The 24905-nt window shown below is 71.7% G+C and carries 20 protein-coding genes, 1 tRNA gene and 3 pseudogenes; 17 read left to right on the plus strand and 7 right to left on the minus strand.

Annotated elements, in window-relative coordinates; genetic code table 11:
* Positions 1-24 precede the first annotated feature (24 nt).
* Positions 25-516 (plus strand): transcriptional regulator, encoded by a 492-nt coding sequence (locus tag JWP64_RS28200; protein WP_297503019.1) that lies wholly within the window; start codon positions 25-27, stop codon positions 514-516.
* A gap of 96 nt (positions 517-612) precedes the next feature.
* On the opposite strand, the gene JWP64_RS28205 is transcribed toward JWP64_RS28200, so the two are convergent.
* Together JWP64_RS28205 and JWP64_RS28210 are read right to left on the minus strand one after the other, a co-directional pair.
* The gene (locus JWP64_RS28205; RefSeq protein WP_297503021.1) at positions 613-1425 is read right to left on the minus strand and encodes an acyl-CoA thioesterase domain-containing protein; all 813 of its coding nucleotides are present in this window, start codon (positions 1423-1425) and stop codon (positions 613-615) included.
* Positions 1425-2321, minus strand: coding sequence for an alpha/beta hydrolase (locus tag JWP64_RS28210; protein ID WP_297503023.1), 897 nt, complete (start codon positions 2319-2321; stop codon positions 1425-1427). Before JWP64_RS28210 ends, JWP64_RS28205 begins: the two co-directional genes overlap by 1 nt.
* A 189-nt stretch (positions 2322-2510) precedes the next feature.
* Between JWP64_RS28210 and JWP64_RS28215 the strand changes: the two genes are divergently transcribed.
* The 8 genes from JWP64_RS28215 (at position 2511) to JWP64_RS28250 (ending at position 13244) form a co-directional block, all read left to right on the plus strand.
* Positions 2511-3464, plus strand: coding sequence for an ATP-dependent DNA ligase (locus tag JWP64_RS28215; protein ID WP_297503025.1), 954 nt, complete (start codon positions 2511-2513; stop codon positions 3462-3464).
* A gap of 247 nt (positions 3465-3711) precedes the next feature.
* Positions 3712-5634 (plus strand): hypothetical protein, encoded by a 1923-nt coding sequence (locus JWP64_RS28220; RefSeq protein WP_297503027.1) that lies wholly within the window; start codon positions 3712-3714, stop codon positions 5632-5634.
* A 193-nt stretch (positions 5635-5827) separates the two neighbouring features.
* Positions 5828-7654, plus strand: a complete 1827-nt coding sequence (locus JWP64_RS28225; RefSeq protein ID WP_297503029.1) for an NAD(P)/FAD-dependent oxidoreductase — start codon at positions 5828-5830, stop codon at positions 7652-7654.
* 147 nt (positions 7655-7801) lie between these two features.
* Positions 7802-8062: a DUF3311 domain-containing protein gene (locus JWP64_RS28230; protein WP_297503031.1), complete on the plus strand. Its 261-nt coding sequence runs from the start codon at positions 7802-7804 to the stop codon at positions 8060-8062.
* Positions 8059-9534: a sodium:solute symporter gene (locus tag JWP64_RS28235; RefSeq protein WP_297503032.1), complete on the plus strand. Its 1476-nt coding sequence runs from the start codon at positions 8059-8061 to the stop codon at positions 9532-9534. Before JWP64_RS28230 ends, JWP64_RS28235 begins: the two co-directional genes overlap by 4 nt.
* Positions 9535-9547: 13 nt before the next feature.
* Positions 9548-10927, plus strand: coding sequence for an amidase (locus tag JWP64_RS28240; protein ID WP_297503034.1), 1380 nt, complete (start codon positions 9548-9550; stop codon positions 10925-10927).
* A 227-nt stretch (positions 10928-11154) separates the two neighbouring features.
* Positions 11155-11228, plus strand: a tRNA-Pro gene (locus tag JWP64_RS28245).
* A gap of 1062 nt (positions 11229-12290) precedes the next feature.
* Positions 12291-13244 (plus strand): MEDS domain-containing protein, encoded by a 954-nt coding sequence (locus JWP64_RS28250; RefSeq protein WP_297503036.1) that lies wholly within the window; start codon positions 12291-12293, stop codon positions 13242-13244.
* Between the two features lie 173 nt (positions 13245-13417).
* Here JWP64_RS28250 and JWP64_RS28255 read toward each other — a convergent pair.
* Together JWP64_RS28255 and JWP64_RS31725 are read right to left on the minus strand one after the other, a co-directional pair.
* Positions 13418-13573, minus strand: a pseudogene (locus tag JWP64_RS28255) (IS110 family transposase); the annotation flags it as partial.
* 31 nt (positions 13574-13604) lie between these two features.
* Positions 13605-13925: pseudogene (locus JWP64_RS31725) on the minus strand (transposase); the annotation flags it as partial.
* A gap of 259 nt (positions 13926-14184) precedes the next feature.
* On the opposite strand from JWP64_RS31725, the gene JWP64_RS28260 reads away from it, so the two are divergent.
* Together JWP64_RS28260 and JWP64_RS28265 are read left to right on the plus strand one after the other, a co-directional pair.
* On the plus strand, positions 14185-15258 hold the full coding sequence (locus JWP64_RS28260; protein ID WP_297503038.1) for a class 1 fructose-bisphosphatase: 1074 nt from the start codon (positions 14185-14187) through the stop codon (positions 15256-15258).
* Positions 15259-15272: 14 nt separating this feature from the next.
* Entirely contained in the window at positions 15273-16157 is an 885-nt protein-coding gene (locus JWP64_RS28265) for a phosphoribulokinase (protein ID WP_297503040.1), read from the plus strand.
* 467 nt (positions 16158-16624) lie between these two features.
* Here the strand turns inward: JWP64_RS28265 and JWP64_RS31730 are convergent.
* Positions 16625-17084 (minus strand): annotated as a pseudogene (locus JWP64_RS31730) (hypothetical protein).
* 255 nt (positions 17085-17339) lie between these two features.
* On the opposite strand from JWP64_RS31730, the gene JWP64_RS28275 reads away from it, so the two are divergent.
* Both JWP64_RS28275 and JWP64_RS28280 read left to right on the plus strand, forming a co-directional pair.
* Positions 17340-18008, plus strand: a complete 669-nt coding sequence (locus JWP64_RS28275; protein ID WP_297503044.1) for a response regulator transcription factor — start codon at positions 17340-17342, stop codon at positions 18006-18008.
* Positions 18005-19216 (plus strand): GAF domain-containing sensor histidine kinase, encoded by a 1212-nt coding sequence (locus JWP64_RS28280; protein WP_297503045.1) that lies wholly within the window; start codon positions 18005-18007, stop codon positions 19214-19216. Before JWP64_RS28275 ends, JWP64_RS28280 begins: the two co-directional genes overlap by 4 nt.
* 4 nt (positions 19217-19220) lie before the next feature.
* Here the strand turns inward: JWP64_RS28280 and JWP64_RS28285 are convergent, their stop codons facing one another.
* Positions 19221-20213, minus strand: a complete 993-nt coding sequence (locus JWP64_RS28285) for a class I fructose-bisphosphate aldolase (protein ID WP_297503047.1) — start codon at positions 20211-20213, stop codon at positions 19221-19223.
* 147 nt (positions 20214-20360) lie between these two features.
* Here JWP64_RS28285 and JWP64_RS28290 point away from each other — a divergent pair, with 147 nt between their 5' ends.
* The 4 genes from JWP64_RS28290 to JWP64_RS28305 are packed head-to-tail and all read left to right on the plus strand — an operon-like array spanning position 20361 to position 24109.
* Positions 20361-21791: a form I ribulose bisphosphate carboxylase large subunit gene (locus tag JWP64_RS28290; RefSeq protein ID WP_297503049.1), complete on the plus strand. Its 1431-nt coding sequence runs from the start codon at positions 20361-20363 to the stop codon at positions 21789-21791.
* 8 nt (positions 21792-21799) lie between these two features.
* The gene (locus tag JWP64_RS28295; RefSeq protein ID WP_297503051.1) at positions 21800-22216 is read left to right on the plus strand and encodes a ribulose bisphosphate carboxylase small subunit; all 417 of its coding nucleotides are present in this window, start codon (positions 21800-21802) and stop codon (positions 22214-22216) included.
* A gap of 1 nt (position 22217) precedes the next feature.
* Positions 22218-23228: a CbbX protein gene (gene cbbX, locus JWP64_RS28300; protein ID WP_297503053.1), complete on the plus strand. Its 1011-nt coding sequence runs from the start codon at positions 22218-22220 to the stop codon at positions 23226-23228.
* A complete protein-coding gene (locus JWP64_RS28305; RefSeq protein ID WP_297503054.1) occupies positions 23225-24109 on the plus strand; it encodes a LysR substrate-binding domain-containing protein in 885 nt (294 codons plus the stop codon). The genes cbbX and JWP64_RS28305 overlap by 4 nt, the downstream gene beginning before the upstream one ends.
* A gap of 332 nt (positions 24110-24441) precedes the next feature.
* Here JWP64_RS28305 and shbA read toward each other — a convergent pair.
* A partial coding sequence (gene shbA / locus JWP64_RS28310) for an RNA polymerase sigma factor ShbA (protein ID WP_297503056.1) occupies positions 24442-24905 on the minus strand: 464 nt, incomplete at its 5' end.

Consider the following 24905-nt stretch of genomic DNA (forward strand, 5'->3'; position numbering starts at 1 on the left):
CGACAAGAATGAGGAGATCGCCAGATGGGCGACTACGCCAAGGCGCTCGGGAGCAAGCTCCGGGCCATCCGGCAGCAGCAGGGGCTGTCGCTGCACGGCGTCGAGCAGAAGTCGGGGGGCCGCTGGAAGGCGGTCGTCGTCGGCTCCTACGAGCGCGGCGACCGGGCAGTCACCGTACAGAAGCTGGCCGAGCTGGCCGACTTCTACGGCGTGCCGGTCGCCGAGCTCCTGCCCGAGGGCCGCGTGCCCTCCGGCTCCGAGCCGGCCACCAAGATCGTGATCAACCTGGAGCGGCTGCAACAGCTCCCCGCCGACAAGGTGGGCCCGCTGGCCCGCTACGCGGCCGCCATCCAGAGCCAGCGCGGCGACTACAACGGCAAGGTCCTGTCCATCAGGGCCGAGGACCTGCGGTCGCTCGCGATCATCTACGACATGACACCCGGTGAGCTTACCGACCAGCTCATCGACTGGGGCGTCCTGCCCCCCGAGGCCCGACCGGTCCACCGGGCCGAGTAGCCACGGAACGGCCGCGCTCCTGGGGAAGGGTGGCGCGACCCGCAGCAGGAATCGACGAACGGCGGTGGTCCCCCGGGACCACCGCCGTTCGTCGTGTCAGCGCTCCTTGCGGAACAACGTCTCCTGGGTGAGGCTCGCGCCGATCCGCCCGCCCCGGTCCCGCACGGTGCCGGTGTACCAGCCGCGGCCCGCGGAGACGGTGTGCGGCACCAGGTCCACCAGCGCCCAGTCGTCGAGCCGGATCGGCCGGTGGAACCAGACGGCGTGGTCCAGGCTCGACCCCGTGCGCCACGTGCCGTCGTGCAGCGGGGCCAGCCCGGTGAGGATGTCCGAGAGGTAGGTCAGCACGCAGGCCTGGGTCAGCGGGTCCGGCGGGAGGTCCTGGGTGCACCGGGCCCAGAACCGCGTCGGCCACTGGACGCCCGGGAACGGCTGCTTCGGCAGCCGGCCCTCCATCGAGAACAGCCGGGGCGGCGTAAAGGCCTGCTGCTCGCGCGGGTCCCCGGCGTCGATCGGGGGGTCGAACTGCCGGTCCAGCCCCTCCTCGGCGACGTGGAACGAGGCGGACATGTTGAAGATGACCTCGCCGTTCTGGATCGCGACCACCCGGCGGGCGGAGAACGACCGGCCGTCCCGGTCCCGGTAGACGCGGAAGAGCGTGGGCCGCGACGCGTCGCCGCCGCGCAGGTAGTAGCCGTGCAGCGAGTGCGGCGACCGGTCCTCGTCGACCGTCCGGCCGGCGGCCAGCAGCGCCTGCGCCGCCACCTGTCCGCCGTAGAGCGCCCACTGCTCCTCGAAGACGGTGGTGGCCCGGAAGAGGTCCCGCTCGAGCGGTTCGAGGGTCAGCAGGTCCAGCAGGGTGGGATCGGCGACCGCCTCCGCGGGCGGGTGCGTCGGTGGGTACGTCATCACCGGGACACCGTCGCATCCGGACGCGCCGCGTGGGAGTGCTGCCAGTCACCCAACAGGGTACGCAGCCCCGTGACCAGCGCGATGGGGTTGTCGATCATCACGTGATGGGCGGCCGTCGGGATCTCCACCACCGGTACCCCGCGGCCCAGCTTGTCCACGATCATCTCGCCCATGTCCGCCGGGACCAGCCCGTGCTCCGCCCGGAAGAGCGCGACCCGGCACCCGGGGACGTCCAGGTCCCCGGGCTCCAGCGGGCGCCGGTTGAAGACCACCGGGTCGAACTTCCAGGCCCAGCCGTCGTCGAGCCGCCGGACGGAGTGCTCGGCGATGTGCGCGGTCACGTACGGCAGCGCGACCTCCTGTGCGGGGACCGCCCGGAACCGCGCGACCGCCTCCTCACGGGTGGCGTACCGCTTCAGCGGACCGAACGCCCGCCGCTCGCGGGCCGCGATGTCCTCGGGCGGCTGGTCCCGCACCGGCGTGTCGATCGCGACCGCACCGGCGAGACGGTCGCCGAACCGCTGTGCGGCGACGAGGGCGACCATCCCGCCCATGCTGTGCCCCACGACCACCGGCCGCGTCCCGGCCCCGGCCGCGTCCGCAGCGGCCAGGGTCTCCTCCGCCCAGACGTCGAGCGTGTAGTGCGGCCGGCGCCCGGAGTCTCCGTGCCCGGTGAGGTCCAGCGCGACGACGCGGCGCCCGGCCGGCTCGGCGAGCAGCGGCGCGACGTGGTCCCACCAGCGTGAATGCGCGGCACCGCCGTGGACCAGCACCAGGCCGTCGCCGGGCGGACCCCACGCGCGGAAGCGCACGGGGGCGCCGGAGACCCGGACCTCGCCGACGTCCGCCTCGGCTTCCAGGGCGGCACGGAACCAGGCGGGGGTGGTGGCCACGGGTGGTGTCCTCCTCGGGAGCGATCACGCGGACGCGTTCGGGCGCGGACGTTACGGCAACGGCGTGCTCCGGCAGGTGCTGACGAACCGTCCTCTCCCGCAGGGTCGGCGTCCGTCCCGCGCGGCGAGAACACGCGGGTCCTTCCGCACGTGTGGCCCACCGGACGGGATCGGTGGTAGGACGTCGCCATGAGCCCCTCGACGGAGTCCCGCGCCGGGGTGCCCCTGAGCAGCCTGGACTCCCCGCTCTTCGACGGCGCGGACGCCACCAAACGGGATCTCGTCAACTATCTGGAGGCGGTCGCGGACCGGATCCTGCCGGGCCTGCGGGACCGCCCGCTGTCGGTGATCCGGGTGCGGCCCGGGCAGCAGCCGTTCATGCAGAAGAACCTGCCGGCGTCCGCGCCGGACTGGATCCGCACGACGACGGTCTGGGCCGAGTCGTCGAAACGGGAGGTCCGCTACGCCCTGTGCGACGACCTGCCGACGCTGCTGTGGTTCGCCAACCAGCGGGCCGTCGAGTACCACCCGGCGCTCGTCCCCCTCGGCCCGCCGCGGGCGACCCAGCTGGTCCTGGACCTCGACCCGCCGGAGGGCGACGCGTTCGGGCACGTGGTGCGCGCCGCCGAACTCGTCCGGCAGGCGCTCGCCGACGCCGGGCTCGCCGGCGCGGTGAAGACCAGCGGCGCGAAGGGCCTCCACGTCGTCGTCCCGCTCGCGGACGGGACCACGATCGAGGACGGGTCCGCCGCGACCCGCGCCCTCGCCGCGCGCGCCGAACGCCTCGGCCCGGACGTCGCCACCACCGCGTTCCTCCGCGACGACCGGGAGGGGAAGGTCTTCCTGGACCCGACCCGGGTGGGCGGCGCGACGATGGCCGCCGTCTACAGCCCGCGGATCCGCCCGGGGGTCCCGGTGTCCTTCCCGGTCTCCTGGGACGAGCTGGACCGGGTGTCGCCCGTGGACTTCACGATCCACACGGCGGTCGGCCTGCTCGGGGACGCCGACCCGTGGCGGGACGCGCTGCCTGCGCCGCAGCGGCTGCCCGCGGACCTGGTCGAGGAGGGGCACGCCATCCCGGTCCCGCGGGTGCAGGCGATGCACGAAGGCAAGCGCCGGGCGCGGGCCCGCCGCGCGCAGTAACGGCGTCCCGCTACCCGGCGGGACGGATCACACCCGTGTGACCGCCCGCGAACGTGCCGTCGGCCGAGACCCGATCGAGTGGCGGCCTCGCTACCAGCGGGCGCGCGCCGAGTGGTCCGTCAGGTCCGGCCAATGGTCGTTGCGCTGTTGGGGTGACGAACGGTGAACGGATGAATGACTCTTGGTGAACGCCCGGTGCCCGGAGTAGGTCTTATGGCTCCACTTCGCACACCGGAGGCGTTCCAACGTGGAACCGATCGATCGCCGTGCCCGAGCAGGCTCCGTCGACGCCGCGACCGCCGCCGGACAGGTCGCCCGCAGCATCCCCTCCCAGCGCGGCAACCCGGCCCGGGGCGCCATCCCGGCCCAACGCGGCCCCGGGGGCCCCCGGCCCGCCCGGCACAGCTCCGCCGAGCCCGGCGGTGGCGAACCGTCCACCGTGGACCGGCAGATGGTGTCGGTCGGAGCCCTGCTGCGCCGCGAGGGTCGCGCCCGGCACGCGGTGGACCGGCCCCTCCGGCCGCGGGCCGCGCACCGGGCGGAGATCGAGGCGGCGCAGGAGGCCGCCGGGGGCGACGCGACCACCTCCGGCGGCGCGCCGCTCGGGGGTGTCCGGCGCAGTGTCGTCGCGGGTGGGGCGTTGCTGATCGCGGGGTCGGTGCTCGGCGTCGCGATCCTCACAAATCCCTCCGGCGGGCCCTCGGACGCCGAGCAGGCTCTCGGCGGCAGCTTCCCCGGGCAGAGCCTCCCCGACGGCGGCCGGGCGTCGCTCGGCGAGGGAGGGACGCTCGACGCGGGACAGGCCGCGCCGTCGTCCTGGATGACGGTCGCGTTCCCGTCCGTGCTGGTCACGGCCGACCCGCATGCCGCCGCCCCGTCGGCCGAGCGGATCCGGTTCGCGTCCACACCGGTCGCCGGCGCGGCCTCGGCCGGGCCGCCGCCCTCCGTGCTGGACCCGACGCCGCCCGCCGGCGCTCCGGGCGGTGTCGTTCCCGGCGGGACGACGCCCGGTGGCCCGATCCCGGTCGTCCCGATCCCGGTCGTCCCGGCCCAGGGAGGCACGGGTACCGGTGGACCGGGGACCGGGACGGGCGGATCCGGCGGGACGTCACCCGTCGTGACCGACCCGGGCAGCGGGGGCGGGATCGGCGGCGGGGGCGTTCTCGCCCAGGTCCTCGAGAACCCCGTGGTCACGCCGATCATGCAACTCCCCGGCGAGGTCGCGCCCGTGCTGGGCCCGGTGCTCGGAACCGTCGTGACCGACGCCTCGACGGTCACCGCGCCGCTGAAGCCGGTCCTCGGGGCGGTCGGGGACACGGTCACCGACACCATCACCCCGCTCGTCCCCGTGACGACCGTCGTGGGTGGCGGGATCACCACCGTGACTGCTCCGCTGGCCCCGGTCGTGGAGGACCTCGGGGACGACGTGACGACGGTGACGGCCCCGCTGGTCCCGCTCGTCGAGCAGGCTGGTGGCGCGGTGTCCGGTGTCGTGACGCCCGTGGTCGACGCCGTCGTCACGCCGGTCGGCGAGGTGGCCACGCCCATCGTCGAGACGGTCGTCCCCCCGGTCACGCAGGGCGTCGTCGGCCCGGTCGCCCGGACCGCCGCCGAGTTCGTGGGCCCGGTTGCGCAGACCGCCGGCGAGGCGCTCGGCGCCGTGGCCGAGCCCGTCGTCGACGACGTGCTGGTCCCCGCCGCGGAGACGATCGTCCCGGCCGTGGGCGCCGTCGCTGCCCCGGTCGTCGAGCCGCTCGCGACCGCGGTCGCGTCGACGGCGGAACCCCTGGTCACCGCGGCCGCGCCCGCCGCCGCGGTCGTCGCGCCGGTCGCGGACGTCGCCGCCCCGGCCCTCGACGTGGCCGGCCCGGTGGTGTCAGCGACCGCCCCGGTCGTCGAGGCGGCCGCGCCGCTGGTGGAGACGGCGGCACCGCTCGTCACGGCGGTGGAGCCCCTCGCGAAGGCGGCGGCACCCGTCGTCGAGGCCGCGAGGCCCGCGGTCGAAGTGGTGGAGCCCGTCGTCGAGGCGGCCGAGCCCGTGGTCTCGGCGGCGGCGCCGGTCGGCGAGAAGGCCGCCGCGCCGGTCCTCGAGGTCGCCGAGCCGGTGCTCGACGTGGCGGTCGCGGACACCACGAGCTCCGCCCTCGGGGGCCTCGTCCGCCGCGGCTGATCCCCGGCCCGGTCACCCGTAGCCCCTCCACACCGGGCGGAGTGCGGTCTGACGACGTTTCCGGGGTGCAACCGTGGTGCAACCCTTCCCGATCGCGCCGGAACCCCGTTGTCTTGTCCCAGGACGCCGTCACCGACGACGGCGTCCCTGTGTTGCCGAGCAAGGCAGGGATCACGGACAGGGAGGTCCTCACATGACCCAGACCCTCGAACCGGTGCCGGGGCAGGAGCGGCCGACGCCGGCGCGCGAGCGGGTCGACACGTGGCTCGCGGACTTCGAGGCGGCGCTGGCCGACCGGGACGCCGAGCGCGCGGCCGGACTGTTCGCGACCACCTCGTTCTGGCGCGATCTCGTGGCGTTCACCTGGAACCTCAAGACCGTGGAGAACCGGGAGGGCGTCGCGGACCTGCTGCGCGCCACCATGGACACGACGGACGCGCGGGGCTTCCACACCACCGAGGAGCCCACCGAGGCGGACGGCGTCGTCGACGCCTGGATCGGGTTCGAGACGGCGGTCGGGCGGGCCCGCGGGCACCTGCGACTCAACGACGAGGGCGCCTGGACCCTCCTCACCACGCTCTACGAGCTCAAGGGGCACGAGGAGCCGCAGGGCGACAACCGCCCGATGGGCGCCGAGCACGGCGCCAACCGCGGCCGGGTGACGTGGAGCGAGGCGCGGGAGGCCGAGCTGACCGAGATGGGCCGGACCCGCCAGCCGTACGTCGTCGTGATCGGCGGCGGCCAGGGCGGCATCGCGCTCGGCGCCCGGCTGAAGCAGCTCGGGGTGCCGCACGTCGTCGTCGACCGGTACGCCCGGCCCGGGGACCAGTGGCGCGGCCGTTACAAGTCGCTGTGCCTGCACGATCCCGTCTGGTACGACCACCTGCCGTACCTGGACTTCCCGCGCAACTGGCCGGTCTTCGCGCCGAAGGACAAGATCGCGGACTGGCTCGAGTTCTACACGAAGGTCATGGAGGTCAACTACTGGCCCTCCACCACCTGCACGTCCGCGACGTACGACGAGACCACCAAGGAGTGGACCGTCGTCCTGGACCGCGACGGCGAGGAGGTCGTCCTCACCCCGAAGCAGCTCGTGCTGGCCACCGGCATGTCCGGCAAGCCGAACGTGCCCGAGCTCCCCGGCCAGGACGTCTTCGAGGGCGAGCAGCACCACAGCTCCGCGCACCCCGGCCCGGACGCCTACAAGGGCAGGAAGGTCGTGGTCGTCGGGTCGAACAACTCGGCGTTCGACATCTGCGGGGCACTCTGGGAGGTGGGCGCGGACGTCACGATGGTGCAGCGCTCGTCGACGCACATCGTGAAGTCGGACTCGCTGATGGACCTCGGGCTCGGCGACCTCTACTCGGAGCGCGCCGTCGCGTCGGGGGTGACGACGCAGAAGGCGGACCTGATCTTCGCGTCGCTGCCGTACCGGATCATGCACACGTTCCAGCAGCCGGTGTACGCGGCGATCAAGGAACGGGACCAGGAGTTCTACGACCGGCTCGAGGGCGCCGGCTTCCGGCACGACTGGGGCGACGACGACTCCGGCCTGTTCATGAAGTACCTGCGCCGCGGCTCGGGCTACTACATCGACGTCGGTGCCGCGGACCTCGTCGCGAACGGGGACGTCCGGCTGATACAGGGTCAGGTCGCCGAGCTGACCCCGCGCACGGTCAGGCTCACCGACGGCACGGAGCTGGAGGCGGACCTCGTCGTCTACGCCACCGGCTACGGGTCCATGAACGGCTGGGCGGCGGACCTGATCAGCCAGGAGGTCGCGGACAAGGTCGGCAAGGTGTGGGGCCTCGGCTCGGACACCACCAAGGACCCGGGCCCCTGGGAGGGCGAACAGCGCAACATGTGGAAGCCCACCCGGCAGGAGGGCCTCTGGTTCCACGGCGGGAACCTGCACCAGTCCCGCCACTACTCGCTCTACCTCGCCCTGCAGCTCAAGGCCCGCGCCGAGGGCATCGACACCCCGGTCTACGGCCTCCAGGAGGTCCACCACACGTCCTGAGGGCACCCGACGCCGCTCACGCACACGTTCGCGGGTCCGCGCACAGGTTCCGACCTGTGCGCCGGCACGTCAGCCCGTGCGTGAGCGGTGGTCCTCGGAGCGGGCACGATTTCCGTGCGCAGGCGCCGAAGGCGCAACCTGGCACGCATGGCAGCCACCCGTGAACGATCCGCGTCGAGACGATCCCTCTGGTGGTTGCTCGGCCCACCCGTGATGTTCTGCGGGCTGCTCCCGTTCACGAACCGCGTCGATCCGGTCGTGCTCGGGATGCCGTTCCTGTTGTTCTGGCTGCTCCTCGCGACGCTGCTGGCGCCGGTGTTCGTCCGGCTGGCGGCGAAGGGCGACCCGGTCTGGGCGGCGGCGCGAAGGCGTGAACAGGGCAGACAGCGGGGGCGGGACGCGCGGTGAACGCCGTTGTCTCCGTCGGGATCCTGGCACTGTTCATGGTCGCCGCCTGCGTGCTCGGCGTCCGGGCCGGCCGCGGCCGGGACAGGAAGGACCTCGCCGAGTGGTCGATCGGCGGCCGGAGCCTCGGGCTCGTCATGACCCTGGTGCTGATGGCCGGCGAGACCTACACGACCTTCAGCTACCTCGGCGCGGCGGGCTGGTCGTATGCGCACGGGGTCTCGGCGCTCTACGTCGTCGCCTACCTGACGATCGGGATGGCGGCGAGCTACGTCGTGGGGCCGCTGCTGTGGAACTACGCGCACCGCCACGGTCTGCACAACATCACCGACATCGTCTCCCACCGGTTCGGCGCGCCCTGGCTGGGCGCGCTGCTCACCGTCGCCGCCACCGTCTTCCTGCTCCCCTACATCCAGCTGCAGATCACCGGCATGGGCACGGTCGTCGCGAGCGTGAGCTACGGAGCCATCGGGCTCGGCGTCGCGTACCTCGTCGCCTTCGTCGTGTCGGAGGTCTTCATCCTGGCCGGCGGGCTGCGCGGGAGCGCCTGGGTGTCCGTGCTCAAGGACGTGACCGTCGGGGTCACGCTCGCCGTCGTCTTCGTCTACGTGCCGCTGCGCTTCTTCGGCGGCTACGGCGGGCTGTTCGCGCGCGTCGCCTCCGAACGCACCGACTGGCTCACGATGCCCGGCCCGAACTCCGCGACCTACGGCCTCGCCTGGTTCATCTCGACCGCGCTCCTCAACGGGGCCGTCTACAGTGTCCTGCCGACGACGGTCGCCGGCTTCCTCGGCGCCCGCTCGGCCCAGACGCTGCGCCGCAACGCCGTCATCCTGCCCGTCTACCAGGTGCTGCTGTTCGTGCCGGTGCTGTTGGGCCTGGCCGCGACGTTCGTCGTCCCGGGCCTGAGGGATTCCAATCTCGCGATGTTCGAGATGATCCGGACGACGATGCCGGCGTGGCTGCTGGGGATCGTCGGGGCCGCCGGCGCGCTGTCCGCGATCGTGCCGATGGCGGTGTTCATGCTGGTGATCGGCACCATGTGGGGCCGCTCGGTGTTCAGCCTGCACCACCGCACCGCGAGCCGGCCCCGGCAGCTCTCGCAGGTCGTCACGCTCGTCGCGGGCGGTCTGGCGCTCGGCATGACCTACCTCTTCCCGAACGCACTGGTCCGCTTGTCGGTGATCTCCTACGAGGGGCTCGCGCAGCTGCTCCCCCTCGTCGTGATTGCACTGGTGTGGCGGCGGATGTCGCTGGTGGGCGGGGTCGCCGGGATGGCCGTCGGGATCCTCGTCGTGGTGGTACTGATGGTCACGGGGAACGACCCGTGGAACGGGATCAACGCCGGAGCGCTCGCGCTGGCGGTGAACCTCGCGCTCACGGGCGTGGTCTCGCTGGCGCGGCCCGGGGACGCCCCGCCGGATCGTCTGGCCGTCTCGGAGCTCGCCGAGCCCGAACCCGTCGCAGCCCGTTGAGCAGGAGGTACCGGTGTCCGTAGCCGCCGATCTCACCGCTCGCGAACTGCTCGACGGCTACCGTGCCCGCACGCTGTCCCCCACCGAGGTGCTCGACTCGGTCCTCGAGCGGATGGCCGCCGACGAGCCGAGGCTGCGCGCGACCTACGCCCCGGATCCGGAGGGTGCCCGAACCGCCGCGCGGGAGTCCGAGAAGCGCTGGGCGGACGGTGCACCGATCGGCGCCCTCGACGGCGTGCCCGTGACGATCAAGGAGAACATCGCCACCCGCGGCACGCCGTCCCCGCTCGGAACCGCCGCCACCGTCCTGCAGCCGGCCGCAGCCGACGCCCCGGCGGCCGCCCGGCTCCGCGAGGCGGGTGCCGTGATCGTGACCAAGACGACCATGCCGGACTACGGCATGCTCGGCTCCAGCCAGTCGTCCTTCCACCCGGTCACCCGCAACCCCTGGGACCTCACCCGCACGCCCGGCGGCTCCAGCTCCGGGGCCGCCGCGGCCGCGGCGGGGTATGGACCGCTGCACCTCGGCACAGACCTCGGCGGCTCGGTCCGGCAGCCGTCAGGATGGAACGGGATCGTCGGGCTGAAGCCGACGTTCGGCCGGGTGCCCGTCGATCCGCCCTACATCGGCCGCGTGATCGGCCCGATGTGCCGGACGGCGGCGGACGCGTCGCTGCTGATGTCCGTGATCGGGGTGCCGGACCCGCGCGACCACACCGCGCTGCCCGCCGCCGAGATCGACTGGCCGGACTCCCCCGGCGACGTCCGCGGCCTGCGGATCGGGCTGCTCTCGTCCGTGGGGACGGCGTTGGACACCGACCCCGAGATTCGCGCCGCCGTCGAGGCCGCCGCCCGCGTGTTCGAGGCCGCGGGCGCCGTCGTCACCCCGGCGGAGCCGTTCATGACCCGCGACATGCTCGACGGGATCGACCGCTTCTGGCGCGCCCGCGCCTTCGCCGACCTGGCGAAGCTCCCCGAGCGCTGCCGCGCCGTCCTGCCCGCGATCACCGAATGGGCCGCGAGCGGCGAGACGATGACCGGCGCCGAGGTCTTCCACGGCTTCGGCCAGATCGACGCGATGGCCGTCGCCGCGAACCGCGCCCTGGCGGAGCTGGATCACCTGCTCCTGCCCACGGCCCCCATCCCGCCGTTCCCGGTGGAGTACGGGTCCGTCTTCGACGACCCGCAGCGCCCCTTCGAGCACATCGCCACCAGCCTGCCGTTCAACATGTCCGGGCAGCCCGCCGTCTCGGTGAACTGTGGCTACACCGCGGGCGGCCTCCCGATCGGCCTGCAGATCGTCGGAAGGCGCTTCGACGACGCCGGCGTGCTGGCTGCCGCCCTGGCCTACGAGAAGCTGCGCCCGGCCCAGCGCGCCTGGCCCTCGGTGTGACACGGGTTACCCGCGGGTACCCACGAAAGTCGCCTCGCGTCGGGCGACCGAGGGTGGTGGCCGCAGACGATCTCCCCCGCGACACTGGGTACGGCCTTCACGGCGGTGCCACGCCGTGATCGCCGCCGGCAGTGCGCTCGCCGACGAGGTGGGGGGCGGCACGAACGGGCCGATGCGGAGCCCGATCAGCAGTGCGGTAAGCTGATCGAGCCCCGCTGGGGGCGGCTCGGGACGTGGCGCAGCTTGGTAGCGCACTTGACTGGGGGTCAAGGGGTCGCAGGTTCAAATCCTGTCGTCCCGACGCAAGTCGGAGGCCGGTACCGTTCGACGGGGTACCGGCCTCCGGCGTTTCTACCAGCGGATACGCCCCGAGCATGCTCCACGGCCAACGATCGAAGTCGATCAAGCCATGATCACGCGCAGAGATCATTTGGGACCGCTTTGGGACCACAACGATCTTCACCTGCCGCCGACGCTCGACCTTCGGATCCAGCGTCGGCACTCGGGCTCAGCCCAGCTGCCCCTCCCCTCAGCTGACGAACACCATCACCGATCGTGGCAAAAGCACTCCCCATCGAGGAGCTCGGAGCGACGCGTTCCCTGTTGTGCAGCACGGCAGGGAACGAACAAGGCGCAAGGATCATCCCCACCCGCCAGCTCAAACCATGGGCGGTGTGGCACAGATGCTCAGCCCTCGCCGCCCTCGAACTCGTCGATCTGAGATGGCGTCCTGCACGGGCCGGCTGGGCGTAGGAACGACCCCGCACCAGAGGTCGCGATCCTGGGATCGAACCAGTGACCGCTTCGGTGTGAACTATGGGCGGCGAGGTTGATGGAGGTATATCAGCAGGTTAGAAGGCTGATCGAGGTTGGTGACGGTAGTCAACAGCAGCTGGCGTAGCTGTACTTCCGAGCTGTACAGCCGCCGAGGGCGCACACCCTGGTCGGTGCGGGTGCCGCCGAGGGCGCGATCGACGCGGCGTCGACCCTGAAGCCGATGCTGGCCCGCGGCGAGCTGCAGACCATCGGCGCGGGCTCGTCCCTGCCGGGCCGAGGGGTGGGGTGCAAGGTACGTCTTCCCGCCTTGTGCCCCACCCCTCGGGCTGGCAGCCGTCTCGGCGCGCGTGAGGAGATCACCACCCACCGCACTCCCCCTGATCTCTGAGCGGTTCCGGGTTCGGGCGGAGCCCGGTTCCTGTTCGGGGCGTTGAGTGGAGGCGCTCCGGAAATCCTGCCGCCCGAGGCTGCAGGGCGCGATGTCTCGCATGGCTGTGGACACGCGGCAGCTGGTGCTGCGGCATCTACGGTTGTGAAGCCGGGGGGACGGCGGACTGTGGCCCGGCGCAATGGAGGGGACGAGCGCATGGCGGATCACGTCAGGTCCGGTGCGGTGTTGCGGGTTGAATCCGGCGACCACATCTGCGCGCTGGTGGACGGCCGAACTCAACGCGATGCCGTGTTGCGGGCCTTCCTCGGCGAGGGGCTGGCCGCCGGCCACAACTGCCTGGTCGGTATGGAGGAGCAAGAGCCCTGGGCGGCTGTGCGTTCGATCCTCCCGACGCTAGATCTGGAGCGCGTGCAGGCGGGGGGCCAGCTGACCGTCCTCGGGGCGGGTGATCCGCAGTTTTCCCCGGACTACTTCTCCGTCCCGGCCATGCTGACGTTCTGGTCCGATGTCATCGCCGAAGCGCACGACCGGGGATACGACTTCTCGCGGCTCGCCGCGGAGGCCCGCTGGTGGAGCCCCCAGCTACCGGGCAGTGACGCGCTGGTCGAGTACGAGATCTCACTCAACGCTTACGCCGAGAGGCGACCTGCGGCGATCTTGTGTGTCTACGACTTCGAGGAGTACGGCTGGATGTTGGTCGACCTCGTGAAGACCCACCCGCGTGTTCTGATCGACGACGTCGAGTTCACCAACCAGTACCCCATCGGCCCGGATAGGGCGGCAACCGACGCTGAGCCCCGGGGACGTACCGACCCAGATGGCGGCACGTTCTCGGGTGTTCGGCCACAGGGGCCTGATGGAGGGACCGGGCTCGCGTCGCGGCCGGACGCCTACATTCAGCGTTGGCTGGGCCCGCTGATCGCCCATGACGTCGAGTATGGTGGGGAGCTGGTGCGCACCCTCGCGACCTACCTGCGCAGCGCCGACGACATGAACATGACCGCGCAGAGGCTCAGTATTCATCCCAGCAGCCTCCGGTACCGGCTCTACAACATCCGTCGGCTCACCGGACTGGACCTGCGCGACCCGGGCAGCCGTCTCGGCTTGATGAGAGCCACCGCGCTGTGGCTGCGCCGTGCCGGCTCCTGAGTTTCGGCGGCATCTGCAGAGGTCTGACGTACGCTCGTGGATCGGCGTCGATCTAGGGTGGCGGCCGGGTAGCTCGACGCCGGCCGCACGCGGGCCGGAGGCAGGAGCGGGCGAGCCGAGCGGGGCCGGCGTGGCCGGCCCGCGCCGCCGGAGGCGGCAGCCCGATGCTCGTGTCAAGCCGCGGCAGCGTGTTCGGAGTCGTTGGGTTGTCGGGTGCGCAGGATGGCGTGCAGGACGTTGATCCGCCGTCGAGCCAGAGCAAAGACGGCCTGGTGGTGGCTCTTCCCCTCGCTGCGTTTGCGCTTGTAGAACGCCTTGCTGGTCGGGTCGAGACGATGACTCGCAGGTCATCACGCATCCGATCTGGTCGGCGATCACCCGCGCATCGCGTGGATCGCTCTTGTTCTCCCCGCCACGTGTCGCCCGCCGGGCCCGGTTGACCGCCAGCCCCGGCACAGGCACGCACCGGAAGCCGGCCGAGGTCAGCATCGCGGTGATTAAGCCTGCGATGCCGCCCAGCACGTCGATCCCGACCGTCACGGCACCATGAACCCTCAACGCCTCCAGCTCCCAGATCAGCTCGGCGATCGCCGGTGCGGAGTTGTCCAGCTTCCGGTTCAGCACGGTGATCCCGTCGGCAGTGCGCGCCACCACCCAGTGCACCTGCTTCGCCAGATCGATACCGTCGCCGGGGCGTGTGCCTCTCCCGTAGACGGGTCGAGCGACTGATGCGCGAGGCCGGGCTGCAGGGCGCGTTCCTGCGCAAGAAGTGGCGGACCTCCTCGACCAGGCAGAACGTGGCCGCAACCCCGGCGCCGGACCTGGTCAACCGGGACTGAGGAACCCCCTCCGGCCCACCCTCCGGGGGGATGGGCCGCGTCCCCCGCGGCGCCAGGCTGGCGGCACGACCCCCCGATGCTCCGACTGCAGGGAGAACGTCATGCTGGCCGACCGGACGACGCTCACACGGTTCCTCATCGAGGAGCGCCGCCGATACCCCTCCATGTGCGGCGACCTGAACTCGCTGATCCTCAACGTGGCGTTGGCCTGTAAGGCAATCGCCCGGCGGGTGTCGTACGGCGCGCTCGACGGCGTGCTCGGCGCCGAGGCGAGCACCAACGTGCAGGGCGAGACCCAGCAGCGGCTCGATGTCATCGCGAACGACCTGTTCTTGCGCGCCAACGAGTGGGGAGGGATGGTCGCGGGGCTGGTCAGCGAGGAGCTGGAGGCCCCGCACCCGATTCCCGCCCGCTTCTCGCGCGGCAAGTACCTGCTGGCCTTCGACCCGCTCGATGGCTCGTCCAACATCGACGTCAATGTCTCGGTCGGCAGCATCTTCTCGATCCTGCGCGCGCCGGATCTCGCCGGGGCGGACCCGACGGAGAAGGCGTTCCTGCAGCCCGGTACCGAGCAGGTCTGCGCCGGGTACGCGATCTACGGCCCGTCGACGATGCTCGTGCTCACCGTGGGTACGGGGGTGCACGGGTTCACCCTCGACCCGCAGCTGGGCGAATTCGTCCTGACCCGGCAGCAGATCCGCATTCCGCCGACAGCGACCGAGTTCGCCATCAACGCATCGAACCGGCGCTTCTGGGAGCCGGCGGTGCGGCGCTACGTCGACGAGTGCCTCGCCGGGCGAGCCGGCCCGCGTGGCACGGACTTCAACATGCGGGGGGTCGCCTCGCTCGTCGCCGAGGCGCACCGCATCCTCACCCGCGGTGGGGTGTTTCTGTACCCGCGGGACTCCGAGGACCCGGCACGGCCCGGCCGGCTGCGACTGCTCTACGAGGCCAACCCGGTGGCGTTGCTGGTCGAGCAGGCCGGTGGGCGTGCCAGCACCGGGCGGGACCGCCTCCTGAAGGTCGTGCCGACCGGCCTTCACCAGCGCGTCCCGTTCATCTTCGGGGCGGCCGACGAGGTCGGACGGATCGAGACCTACCACCGCGAACCGCTCGACGGCGGGCTCGACGCGCCGCTGTACGGCACCCGCGGGCTCTTCCGCGTGTCCGCCTGAGGAGAGGGCCCACGATGTCGACCCAGCACCCGATCATCGCCGTGACCGGTGCCTCCGGCGCCGGGACGACCTCCGTCATGCGCGCCTTCGAGCAGATCTTCCGCCGTGAGAAGATCAACGCCGCGACCGTCGAGGGCGACAGCTTCCACCGCTTCGACCGCATCGAGATGAAGGCCCGCATGGCCGAGGCGGAGGAGCGGGGGGACCATAGCTTCAGCCACTTCGGCCCGGACTCGAACCTGTTCGAGGAGCTCGAGGACCTCTTCCGGACCTACGGCGGGGCCGGTAGCGGACGCGTCCGCAGCTACCTGCACGACGACGCCGAAGCAGCGCCACACGGGCAGCCCGCCGGCACGTTCACCCCGTGGACCGACCTGCCAGCGGGCTCGCACCTGCTGTTTTACGAGGGCCTGCACGGCGCGATCGTCACCGACAAGGTCGACGTCGCCCAGCACGCCGACCTGCTCATCGGCGTCGTCCCGGTGATCAACCTCGAGTGGATCCAGAAGCTGCGCAGGGACCACGCCGAACGGGGGTACAGCCCGGAGGCGGTGACCGAGACCATCCTGCGGCGCATGCCCGACTACGTGAACTACATCTGCCCGCAGTTCTCCCGCACCCATGTCAACTTCCAGCGGGTGCCGATGGTCGACACGTCCAACCCGTTCATAGCCCGCACGATCCCGACCGCTGACGAGTCGATGCTCATCATCCGGTTCGCCGATCCGCGCGGGATCGACTTCTCCTACCTCCTCGCGATGCTGCATGACTCGTTCATGTCCCGGGCGAACACGATCGTGTGCCCCGGCGGCAAGATGGACCTCGCGATGCAGCTGATCTTCACGCCGATGATCTGGCGGTTGATGGAGCGCCGCACGCAGGGCGTCGGCGCCGCCTGACGACCCACATCTGTCCCCGTGAGGACGCTGCCCGGCCTACCGCCTGGTCGGTCGGTCCCAGAATCGCGGCGCCCGGCCACCGATGGCGTCACCGACCCCCGCGACGACGCGGCGGCCGATCCCGTCCGTGGTCAGGTCGGACGTGTCCCACGACGTCATGCGCCAGCGCGGGTCGCCCGTGCGACGGGTCGTGGCGTAGGTGGCGCGACCACAGCACCCGCGCGGCCGGGGCGGCACCCGAGCGGCAGTCCCGAGCGGCAGTCCCGGGTGGCCCCTGTTGGCCGCCTGCACGGCGTCGGCGGCGAGGAAGCGCAGGGGGTGGTGTCAGCAAGCTGGTCGAGGTCGCTGTCGGAGCTCGGCTGCGACGGCGGGCGCGGCGCTCATGCCGCCCTCGGGGTCGCGGCGGCACGCAGTGCCGCGGTCCGGTCGCGCATCGAGCCCGGTCCGGTAAACAGGGCCGAACCCGCTCAGAACACCGTTGCACCGGCCCAGGCGGCCGCCCTGATCGTGGCGGTACCGATTCCGCCGTCGACGTCGAGGCCTCGGCGGTCGATCTCCGCGCGGGGCCGCGATCTTGGGCTGCATGCTCGCGAGGTAGCGCTGCCCACCGAAGCCCGGTCGACCGTCATCACCAGCAGCAGGTCCACGAGGTCCCAGACGTGCTCGATGGCGCAGAGCGGGGTCGCCGTGTTCAGCGGCACCCCGGCACGTACCCCGGCCCCCGGATCCGGTCCAGCGTGCGGTGCAGGTGAGTCGTGGCCTCGGCGTGCACGATGACGATCCCGCAGCCTGCCTCGACCCACCAGGGCAGCACCGGGTCCGGGCGGCGGCCGTCAGGTGCGCCTCGAACCGCATGTCGACCAGCCCGCGGGTGGCGGCGATGATGTCCGGGCCGAAGGTCAGGTTCGGGACGAACCGGCCGTCCATCACGTCCCACTGGACGCGGTCGACCCCGGCCTACTCCGGCTCCTGGACCTGCCTTCCGAGGGCGGCGAAATCAGCGGGCTGCATCGATGCGACCAGCGTCGGATGCGTGGCGACGGGCGGGGGAACGACCACGGCACCTCCTCGACGGATGGTCCGCGACGGTAGGAGCCGGACCCGCGGGTGCGTTCCCCCGCGACGGAGGAAAGAGGGGGTGATCTCCGGGTCGAGGAGGCGTTGCAGCTATATCGTCGGGGCATGACCTCGACGGCTGCGGGACCGATCCGCCTCGTGCTGGTCGATGACCACGAGATGGTGGTCGCGGGGCTCAAGGCCATGCTCGCGCAGTTCCGCGGGCGGGTCCGGGTGGTCGGGGAGGCGATCGGCGCCGAGGAGGCGATGGTGGTGGTCGCCGGGCTCGACCCGGACATCGTGCTCTGCGACATCCGGATGCAGGGCGCCAGCGGGCTGGACCTGTGCCGGGCGCTGCGCGAGCGCCACCCCGCGTGCAAGGTCGTGCTGCTCTCGGTCTATGACGACGAGCAGTACCTGTTCCAGTCGCTACGGGCAGGAGCCTCGGGATACCTGCTGAAGAAGATCAGCGGGGAGCATCTGGTCCGCCAGCTGGAGCTCGCGCAGACCGGGGTGATCGTGATCGACGCGGGGCTGGCGGGGCGGGCCGTGGACACCGCGGCCAGGTTGCAGAGCGACGAGTTCTGGCCCGGTGCCCGCCAGGGCCTCACCCAGCGGGAGAGCGAGGTGCTGTCGCTGATGGTCACCGGCCTGTCGAACCGCGGGATCGCCGGGCGGCTCGTCGTCAGCGACGAGACGGTGAAGAGCCATCTGCGGGCGATCTACCGTAAGCTCGGGGTCAACGACCGGACCGGTGCCGTCGCGACCGCGTTGCGCGAGGGGATCTTCCAGTGACCGAGCGCCAGCCGGTGCTGGAGCCCGCCGACCCGGCGCGGGAGAACGCGTTGCTGCTCGACATCATCGAGGCAGCTTCCAGCGGTCCGTCCGTGGAGCCGCTCGCCGCGGCGGTGGCCCGGCTGATCACCGACTCCACTGCGACGGACGTCTGCTTCGTGCACGTGCTCGACGACACCGAACGCTCGCTCACCCTCGCCGGCGCGACGCCGCCCTTCGACCGGCAGGTCGGGCGTATCCAGCTTCCGATGGGCTCGGGGGTGACCGGCTGGGTCGCCCGCCACCGCGAGCCCGCGGTGATCGTCGAGCACAAGGAGTCCGATCCGCGCTACGTGCAGATCCCGGCACTGCGCGGTATCGACTTCACGTCGATGGCCTCCGTGCCGATGGCGTCGGCGGCCTCGGGGCTGGTCGGCGTGCTCAACGTGCACACCGTCGAGCGGCGTGAGTTCACCGAGCGCGACATCCGGCTGCTCATGGTGATCGGCGGGCTGGTGGCGGGCGCCTTGCACCAGGCCCGTATGCACCGCAGGCTGGCCGCCCGCGAACGCGCCCACGAGCGCTTCGCCGAGCAGGTGATCGGCGCGCAGGAGGCCGAGCGGCGGCGGCTCGCCGGGGACATCCACGACGGCATATCGCAGCGCCTGGTGACGCTGTCCTACCACCTGGACACGGTCGGGAACGTGCTGCGCGCGGACCCCGGCGAGGCGGCCCACCAGCTCGGGCTCGCCCGCGCGCTGGTCGACCTGACCCTGGACGAGGCGCGCGCCGCGATCGGCGGGCTGCGCCCGCCCGTGCTCGACGACCTGGGCCTGGCCGGTGGGCTGGCGAGCCTGGCCAGGTCCGTCCCCCAGCTGGAAATCGAGCTCGATCTGGCCGGCCTCCGGCTGCCCGAGCACATCGAGATCGCCCTCTACCGCATCGCGCAGGAGTGCCTGCAGAACATCATCAAACACGCACGCGCGAGCACGGCGAGCCTGCGGTTCGACCTGCACGGCGCGGCCGCGCGCCTGGAGGTCGCGGACGACGGCGTGGGCTTCGACCCCACGGGGACGGGTGACGAGCAGCCCGGCTACGGCATGCAGTCGATGACTGAGCGGGCCGAGTTGGTCGGCGGGTCGCTGCAGGTGCGGTCGCAGCCGGGTGCGGGCACCACCATCGTCGCGACCGTGCCGGTGCTGGACGCTGCGGCCGCAGGCAACGGTTGACCCTTCACAGCGGCTGCAGCCGCCTGCGGACCGCGTCGGCGTTCGCGGTCACCCGGTGGGCCAGCGCGGCCTGCCCGTCGGCGACGCGCTCCGGGTGGCCCGCCCACGCGAAGAGAGCCGGCTCGACCAGCGCGCGGCCGAACGAGAACGTCAGAGGCCACGGGGTGCGGTGGTCCTGCATCGCGGCCAGGTTCGCGGTGGCCCGTTCGGGGGCCTGCCCACCGGAGAGGAACGCGACTCCGGCGAGGTCGTCCGGCAGCGCGCGCAGCATGTCGGTCGTTGCGGTCGCCACCTCCTCCGGTGGGGACTGCGCCGGGTACTCGGTCCCCTCGATCACCATGTTCGGCTTGAGCACCATCCCGGCCGGGTCGACGGAGAACGCCGCGAGCTCGGCGATCACGGCAGCGTGCACCCGGGCGGTCACCTCCGCGCAGCGCTGCAGCGGGTGTGGACCGTCCATCAGAACCTCGGGCTCGACGATCGGGACGATCCCCGCCTCCTGGCAGGCCGCGGCGTACCGGGCGAGCGCGTGCGCGTTCGCCCGGATCCCCGCCGCGGTGGGCGCGTCGTCTGCGATCCGGAAGACCGCCCGCCATTTCGCGAACGCCGCGCCCATCCCGGCGTAGCCAGCCAGCCGGTCGGCCAGCCCGTCCAGCCCCTCGGTGATCTTCTCTCCGGGGAGACCGGGACAGTCCCGCGCACCCGTGTCGACCTTGATGCCGGGCAGGATGCCCAGCGCCAGCACGGCCTCGGGGAACGGGCGGCCGTCGGCGAACCGCTGGTTCAGCGTCTCGTCGCAGAAGATGATCCCGGACACCCCGGCCGCGAGGTCCGGGGTCGTGGCGAGCAGCTCGCGGTAGGTCCGGCGGTTCTCCGCGGTCGACTCCACTCCCGCCGTCACCAGCCGCGCGGACATCGTCGTGATGCTCTCGTCGGCCGCGAGAACGCCCTTGCCCGGCGCCACCGTCCGCGCCGCGATCTGCCTGCACGTGTTCATGGGCGCCACGCTAGGAAGGGCATCCGGCCGGCCGCCTCACCCGCATGGTGGATCGTCCGGGGGGCTATCGATACTTGGGAAATCTCCCAAGTGAATCCGCATAACTCTTGATAGACATGTTCATTGTTGCGCTGCACGATTGGGCTCATGACCGATCGCTGGAACGCTGGCGTCATCCCCTACGCCGAGATGGGCTACTGGCAGCCGGACTACGTCCCGAAGGACACCGACGTGCTGTGCGCCTTTCGGATCACGCCACAGGACGGGGTCCCGCCCGAGGAGGCGGGTGCCGCGGTCGCGGGCGAGTCCAGCACCGCCACCTGGACGGTCGTCTGGACCGACCGGCTCACCGACTACGCCCACTACCAAGCGAAGTGCTACAAGATCGAGGCGGTAGAACGCACGCCGGGCCAGTACATCGCCTACATCGCCTACGAGCTCGACCTGTTCGAGGAAGGCTCGATCGCCAACCTGACGAGCTCGATCATCGGCAACGTGTTCGGCTTCAAGCCGCTCAAAGCCCTGCGCCTCGAGGACATGCGGATCCCCACGCACTACGTGAAGACCTTCCAGGGCCCGCCACACGGGATCGTCATGGAGCGCGAGCACCTGAACAAGTTCGGCCGCCCGCTGTTGGGAGCCACCACCAAGCCCAAGCTCGGCCTATCGGCCAGCAACTACGGCCGTGTGGTGTACGAGGCGCTCCGCGGCGGACTCGACTTCACCAAGGACGACGAGAACATCAACTCCCAGCCGTTCATGCGCTGGCGCGACCGGTTCCTGTTCTGCATGGAGGCGGTCAACCGGGCGCAGGCCGCAACCGGCGAGATCAAGGGCCACTACCTCAACGTCACCGCGGGCACGATGGAGCAGATGTACGAGCGCGCGGAGTTCGCCCGCGAGCTCGGCAGCGTCGTCGTCATGATCGACCTCACCGTCGGCTACACGGCGATCCAGTCGATGGGCGAGTGGGCCCGGCGCAGCGGCATCCTGCTCCACCTGCACCGGGCGGGCCACGGTACCTACACCCGGCAGAAGACCCACGGCGTGAGCTTTCGGGTGATCTCCAAGTGGATGCGCCTCGCCGGTGTCGACCACATCCACGCCGGCACCGTCGTCGGCAAGCTCGAGGGCGACCCGAACAGCGTGCAGGGCTTCTACGACACGCTGCGGCTGGATTCCGTACCCGCGAACCCGGTGAAGGGCCTGTACTTCGACCAAGAGTGGGCGTCCATGCCCGGCGTCATGCCGGTGGCCTCCGGCGGGATCCACGCCGGGCAGATGCACCAGCTGATCCACTACCTCGGCGAGGACGTCGTCCTGCAGTTCGGCGGCGGCACCATCGGTCACCCCATGGGGATCGCGGCGGGCGCGGAGGCCAACCGCGTCGCCCTCGAAGCCATGATCAAAGCACGCAACGAGGGCGCCGACTACCTCGCCGAGGGCGAGCAGATCCTCCGCCGGGCCGCCCAGCGCAGCCGCGCGCTCGACGTCGCGCTGGCCACCTGGGGTGACATCACCTTCGACTACGAGTCCACCGACACCCCGGACGTCGTCGCGACGCCGACCACCGTCTAGGAGCTGCTATGCGCATCACCCAGGGCACCTTCTCCTACCTGCCCGACCTCACCGACGACGAGATCCTCGCCCAGATCACCTACGCTCTGGGCAACGGCTGGCCGCTGTCGGTGGAGTTCAGCGACGACCCACATCCCCGCAACAGCTTCTGGGAGATGTGGGGCCTGCCGATGTTCGACCTGCGCGACCCGGCGGGCGTCCTGATGGAGGTCAACGCCTGCCGCACCGCGCACCCGAACACCTACGTCAAGCTCAACGCCTACGACGCGCGGCTGGGCCGACAGACCACGGCGCTGTCGTTCATCGTGCAGCGCCCCGCCGACGAGCCGGGCTTCTGGCTCGAGCGCCAGGAGGGCCCCGACCGCACTATTCGCTACACAACGCACGCCTACGCCACGGGGCGCCCGGTCGGGGACCGCTACTGAGATGACGGACGCGCCGCGGACCGGGCGCCGCGCCTTCGGCAGCGGGTCCGTCGCATCGACGCCTCGGGAGGCCGCTGCGCAGGACGCATCGCCTCCGGGTCCACTCCCCGCCAACACGGTCGTCGACCTGGCCGAGGTCCGGCAGAACGCCGGCATCGACGACGTCCTCGCCACCCTGGACCGCGAGCTCGTCGGGCTCGCGCCGGTGAAGACCCGGATCGCCGAGATCGGCGCGCTGCTGCTCGTCGACCGCACCCGGGCTCGGTTCGGCGTCCACGCGCCGCCGCCCACCCTGCACATGAGCTTCACTGGCAGCCCCGGCACGGGGAAGACCACGGTCGCGCAGCGGATGGCTGACCTGCTGCACCGGCTCGGGTACCTCCGCACGGGGCACCTCGTGACGGTCACCCGCGACGACCTCGTCGGGCAGTACGTCGGGCACACCGCACCGAAGACCAAGGACGTGATCAAGCGGGCGATGGGCGGCGTGCTGTTCATCGATGAGGCGTATTACCTCTACAAGGCCGAGAACGAGCGCGACTACGGCGGCGAGTCGATCGAGATCCTGCTCCAGGTGATGGAGAACCATCGCGACGACCTCGTCGTCATCCTCGCCGGTTACGCCGACCGGATGGACGCGTTCTTCGCGGCCAACCCCGGCATGCAGAGCCGGATCGCCCATCACGTCACGTTCCCCGACTTCACCGTGGACGAGCTGGAGAGGATCGGGGTGCTGATGACCGGATCGCTGGGCTACCGCCTCTCGCCCGCGGCCCGGCGGGCACTGCGCGCCTACCTCGACCGGCGGGTCGGCCAGCCCTGGTTCGCGAACGCGCGCAGCGTGCGCAACGCGGTGGAGCGCGCACGGCTGCGCCAGGCGCTACGGCTGGTCGAGCAACCCGATCCACGGGTCGACCTCACTGCTCTGACCACGATCGAGGCGCCGGACCTGCTCGCCAGCCGCGTGTTCGACGCGGCGTCGGCCGGTGCGTCGGGCAGTGTGGGACGGTGACCACCCACGCGCGGCTGCGCGCCTTAGTCGAGCTGGCCGACACAGGCTCGATCCGCGCCGCCGCCAGCAGGTTGGTGGTGACCGAGTCCTCGGTGTCCTCGGCGATCGGCCTCTTGGCTGCGGAGGTCGGGGTGCCGCTCATCGCCCGGGACGGGCGGGGAGTCCGCCTCACGGCCGCGGGCAAGCGGTACGCCGACTACGCCCGTCGCATTCTTGGCTTGCACGCCGAGGCGATCGCCGCCGCCCGCGGCGAGGCGGACCCGGAGCACGGCACGGTCCGGCTCGCCGCCGTGACGACGGCGGGCGAGCACCTGCTTCCCGCGCTGCTCGCGTCGTTCCGCGCAGAGCATCCCGGGGTCGCGCTCGGCCTGGAGGTCGCGCCGCGCGGGCAGGTGTGGCCGATGCTCGCCCACCACGAGGTGGACCTCGTCGTCGCCGGACGACCGCCCATCGAGATGCAGGCACGGGTGCGAGCGCTCAGGCCGAACACGCTGGTGGTGGTCGGGCCGCCGGCGGCCGCGTCAGGCTTCGATCCCGCCCTGGCCACGTGGCTGCTGCGCGAGCCGGACTCGGGGATCCGGGCGACGACCGTGGCCCTGCTGAGCGGTCTGGAGACCGAGCCATCCCGGATGACGCTGGGATCGCACGGTGCCGCGGTGGCTGCGGCCGTGGCGGGCCTGGGCGTCACGGTCGTCCCGCGCCAGGCCGTCGCGACCCACCTCGAGTCCGGTGCGCTCGTCGAACTCCCGGTTCCCGGTACCCCGCTCGACCGGCCGTGGCATGTGGTGAGCCAGCCGGCCGCGGGGCCGAGCACCGAACTGCTGGTCGATCACATGCTGACCCACGACCACCTCGGCTGGCGGGCGCCGCCCGATCGGTAGGGGTTGTCATCGGATCCACACCCGGCCGCAACGCCCGAGCATCAGCGCAACGGCTGGTCAACGCCGCCCGCGTTCGCGAGCCCCGGCCTCGACGCGGCCTCGCACGTCCCGCCCGTGCCGACCCGGACCTGGTTCCGCACCGGCGTCCACGGCGGGGGCGGGCACGTGTCGGACTTCTACGCCGGGCTCCTCGACGAGCACGACTCAGGGGCGTACTACCGCCCGCCGGGCTACTCCGACGCGCAGGCGCGTGCGCAACGGCCTACAACCACTTCCCGACCAAGCACGCGCTGATCGGCGCTGTCTACCAGGCAGCCCGACGAAGCTCGCTCTCACCGTGCGGGTCGCCAGTCGGACCCCGCCGCGGTCTCGAAGCCATTCCCCTTGAAATCCTTGGGCATCTTTCGGCGTAGTCGGGCGAGTGCACGATGCTGGGCGACCCGGACGGCACCCGGGGTGGAACCGACCGCATCCGCCGTCTCCTCCGGGGAAAGGCCGACCACGACCCGCAACACGATGATCTCCCGTTGTTTCTCGGGGAGCTGGCCGAGCAGCCGGGCCATCTGGCCGGAGAGCTCGCCGCGCAGGGCGCGCTGCTCCGGGCCGTCGGAGCCGTCGAGGGCGTCCGGGACGTCCGCGACCGGCTCGGATCTGTCACGGGTCGCCGCCCGGTGCGCGTCGATCACCTTGTGCGACGCGATGCCGTACACGAACGCCAGGAACGGTCGCCCCTGGACGCGGTACCCGGGTAGGGCCGTCAGCACGGCCAGACACACCTCCTGCGCGACGTCGTCCG

Origin of the sequence: Pseudonocardia sp. (assembly GCF_025465255.1) — a bacterium.
GTDB lineage: Bacteria > Actinomycetota > Actinomycetes > Mycobacteriales > Pseudonocardiaceae > Pseudonocardia.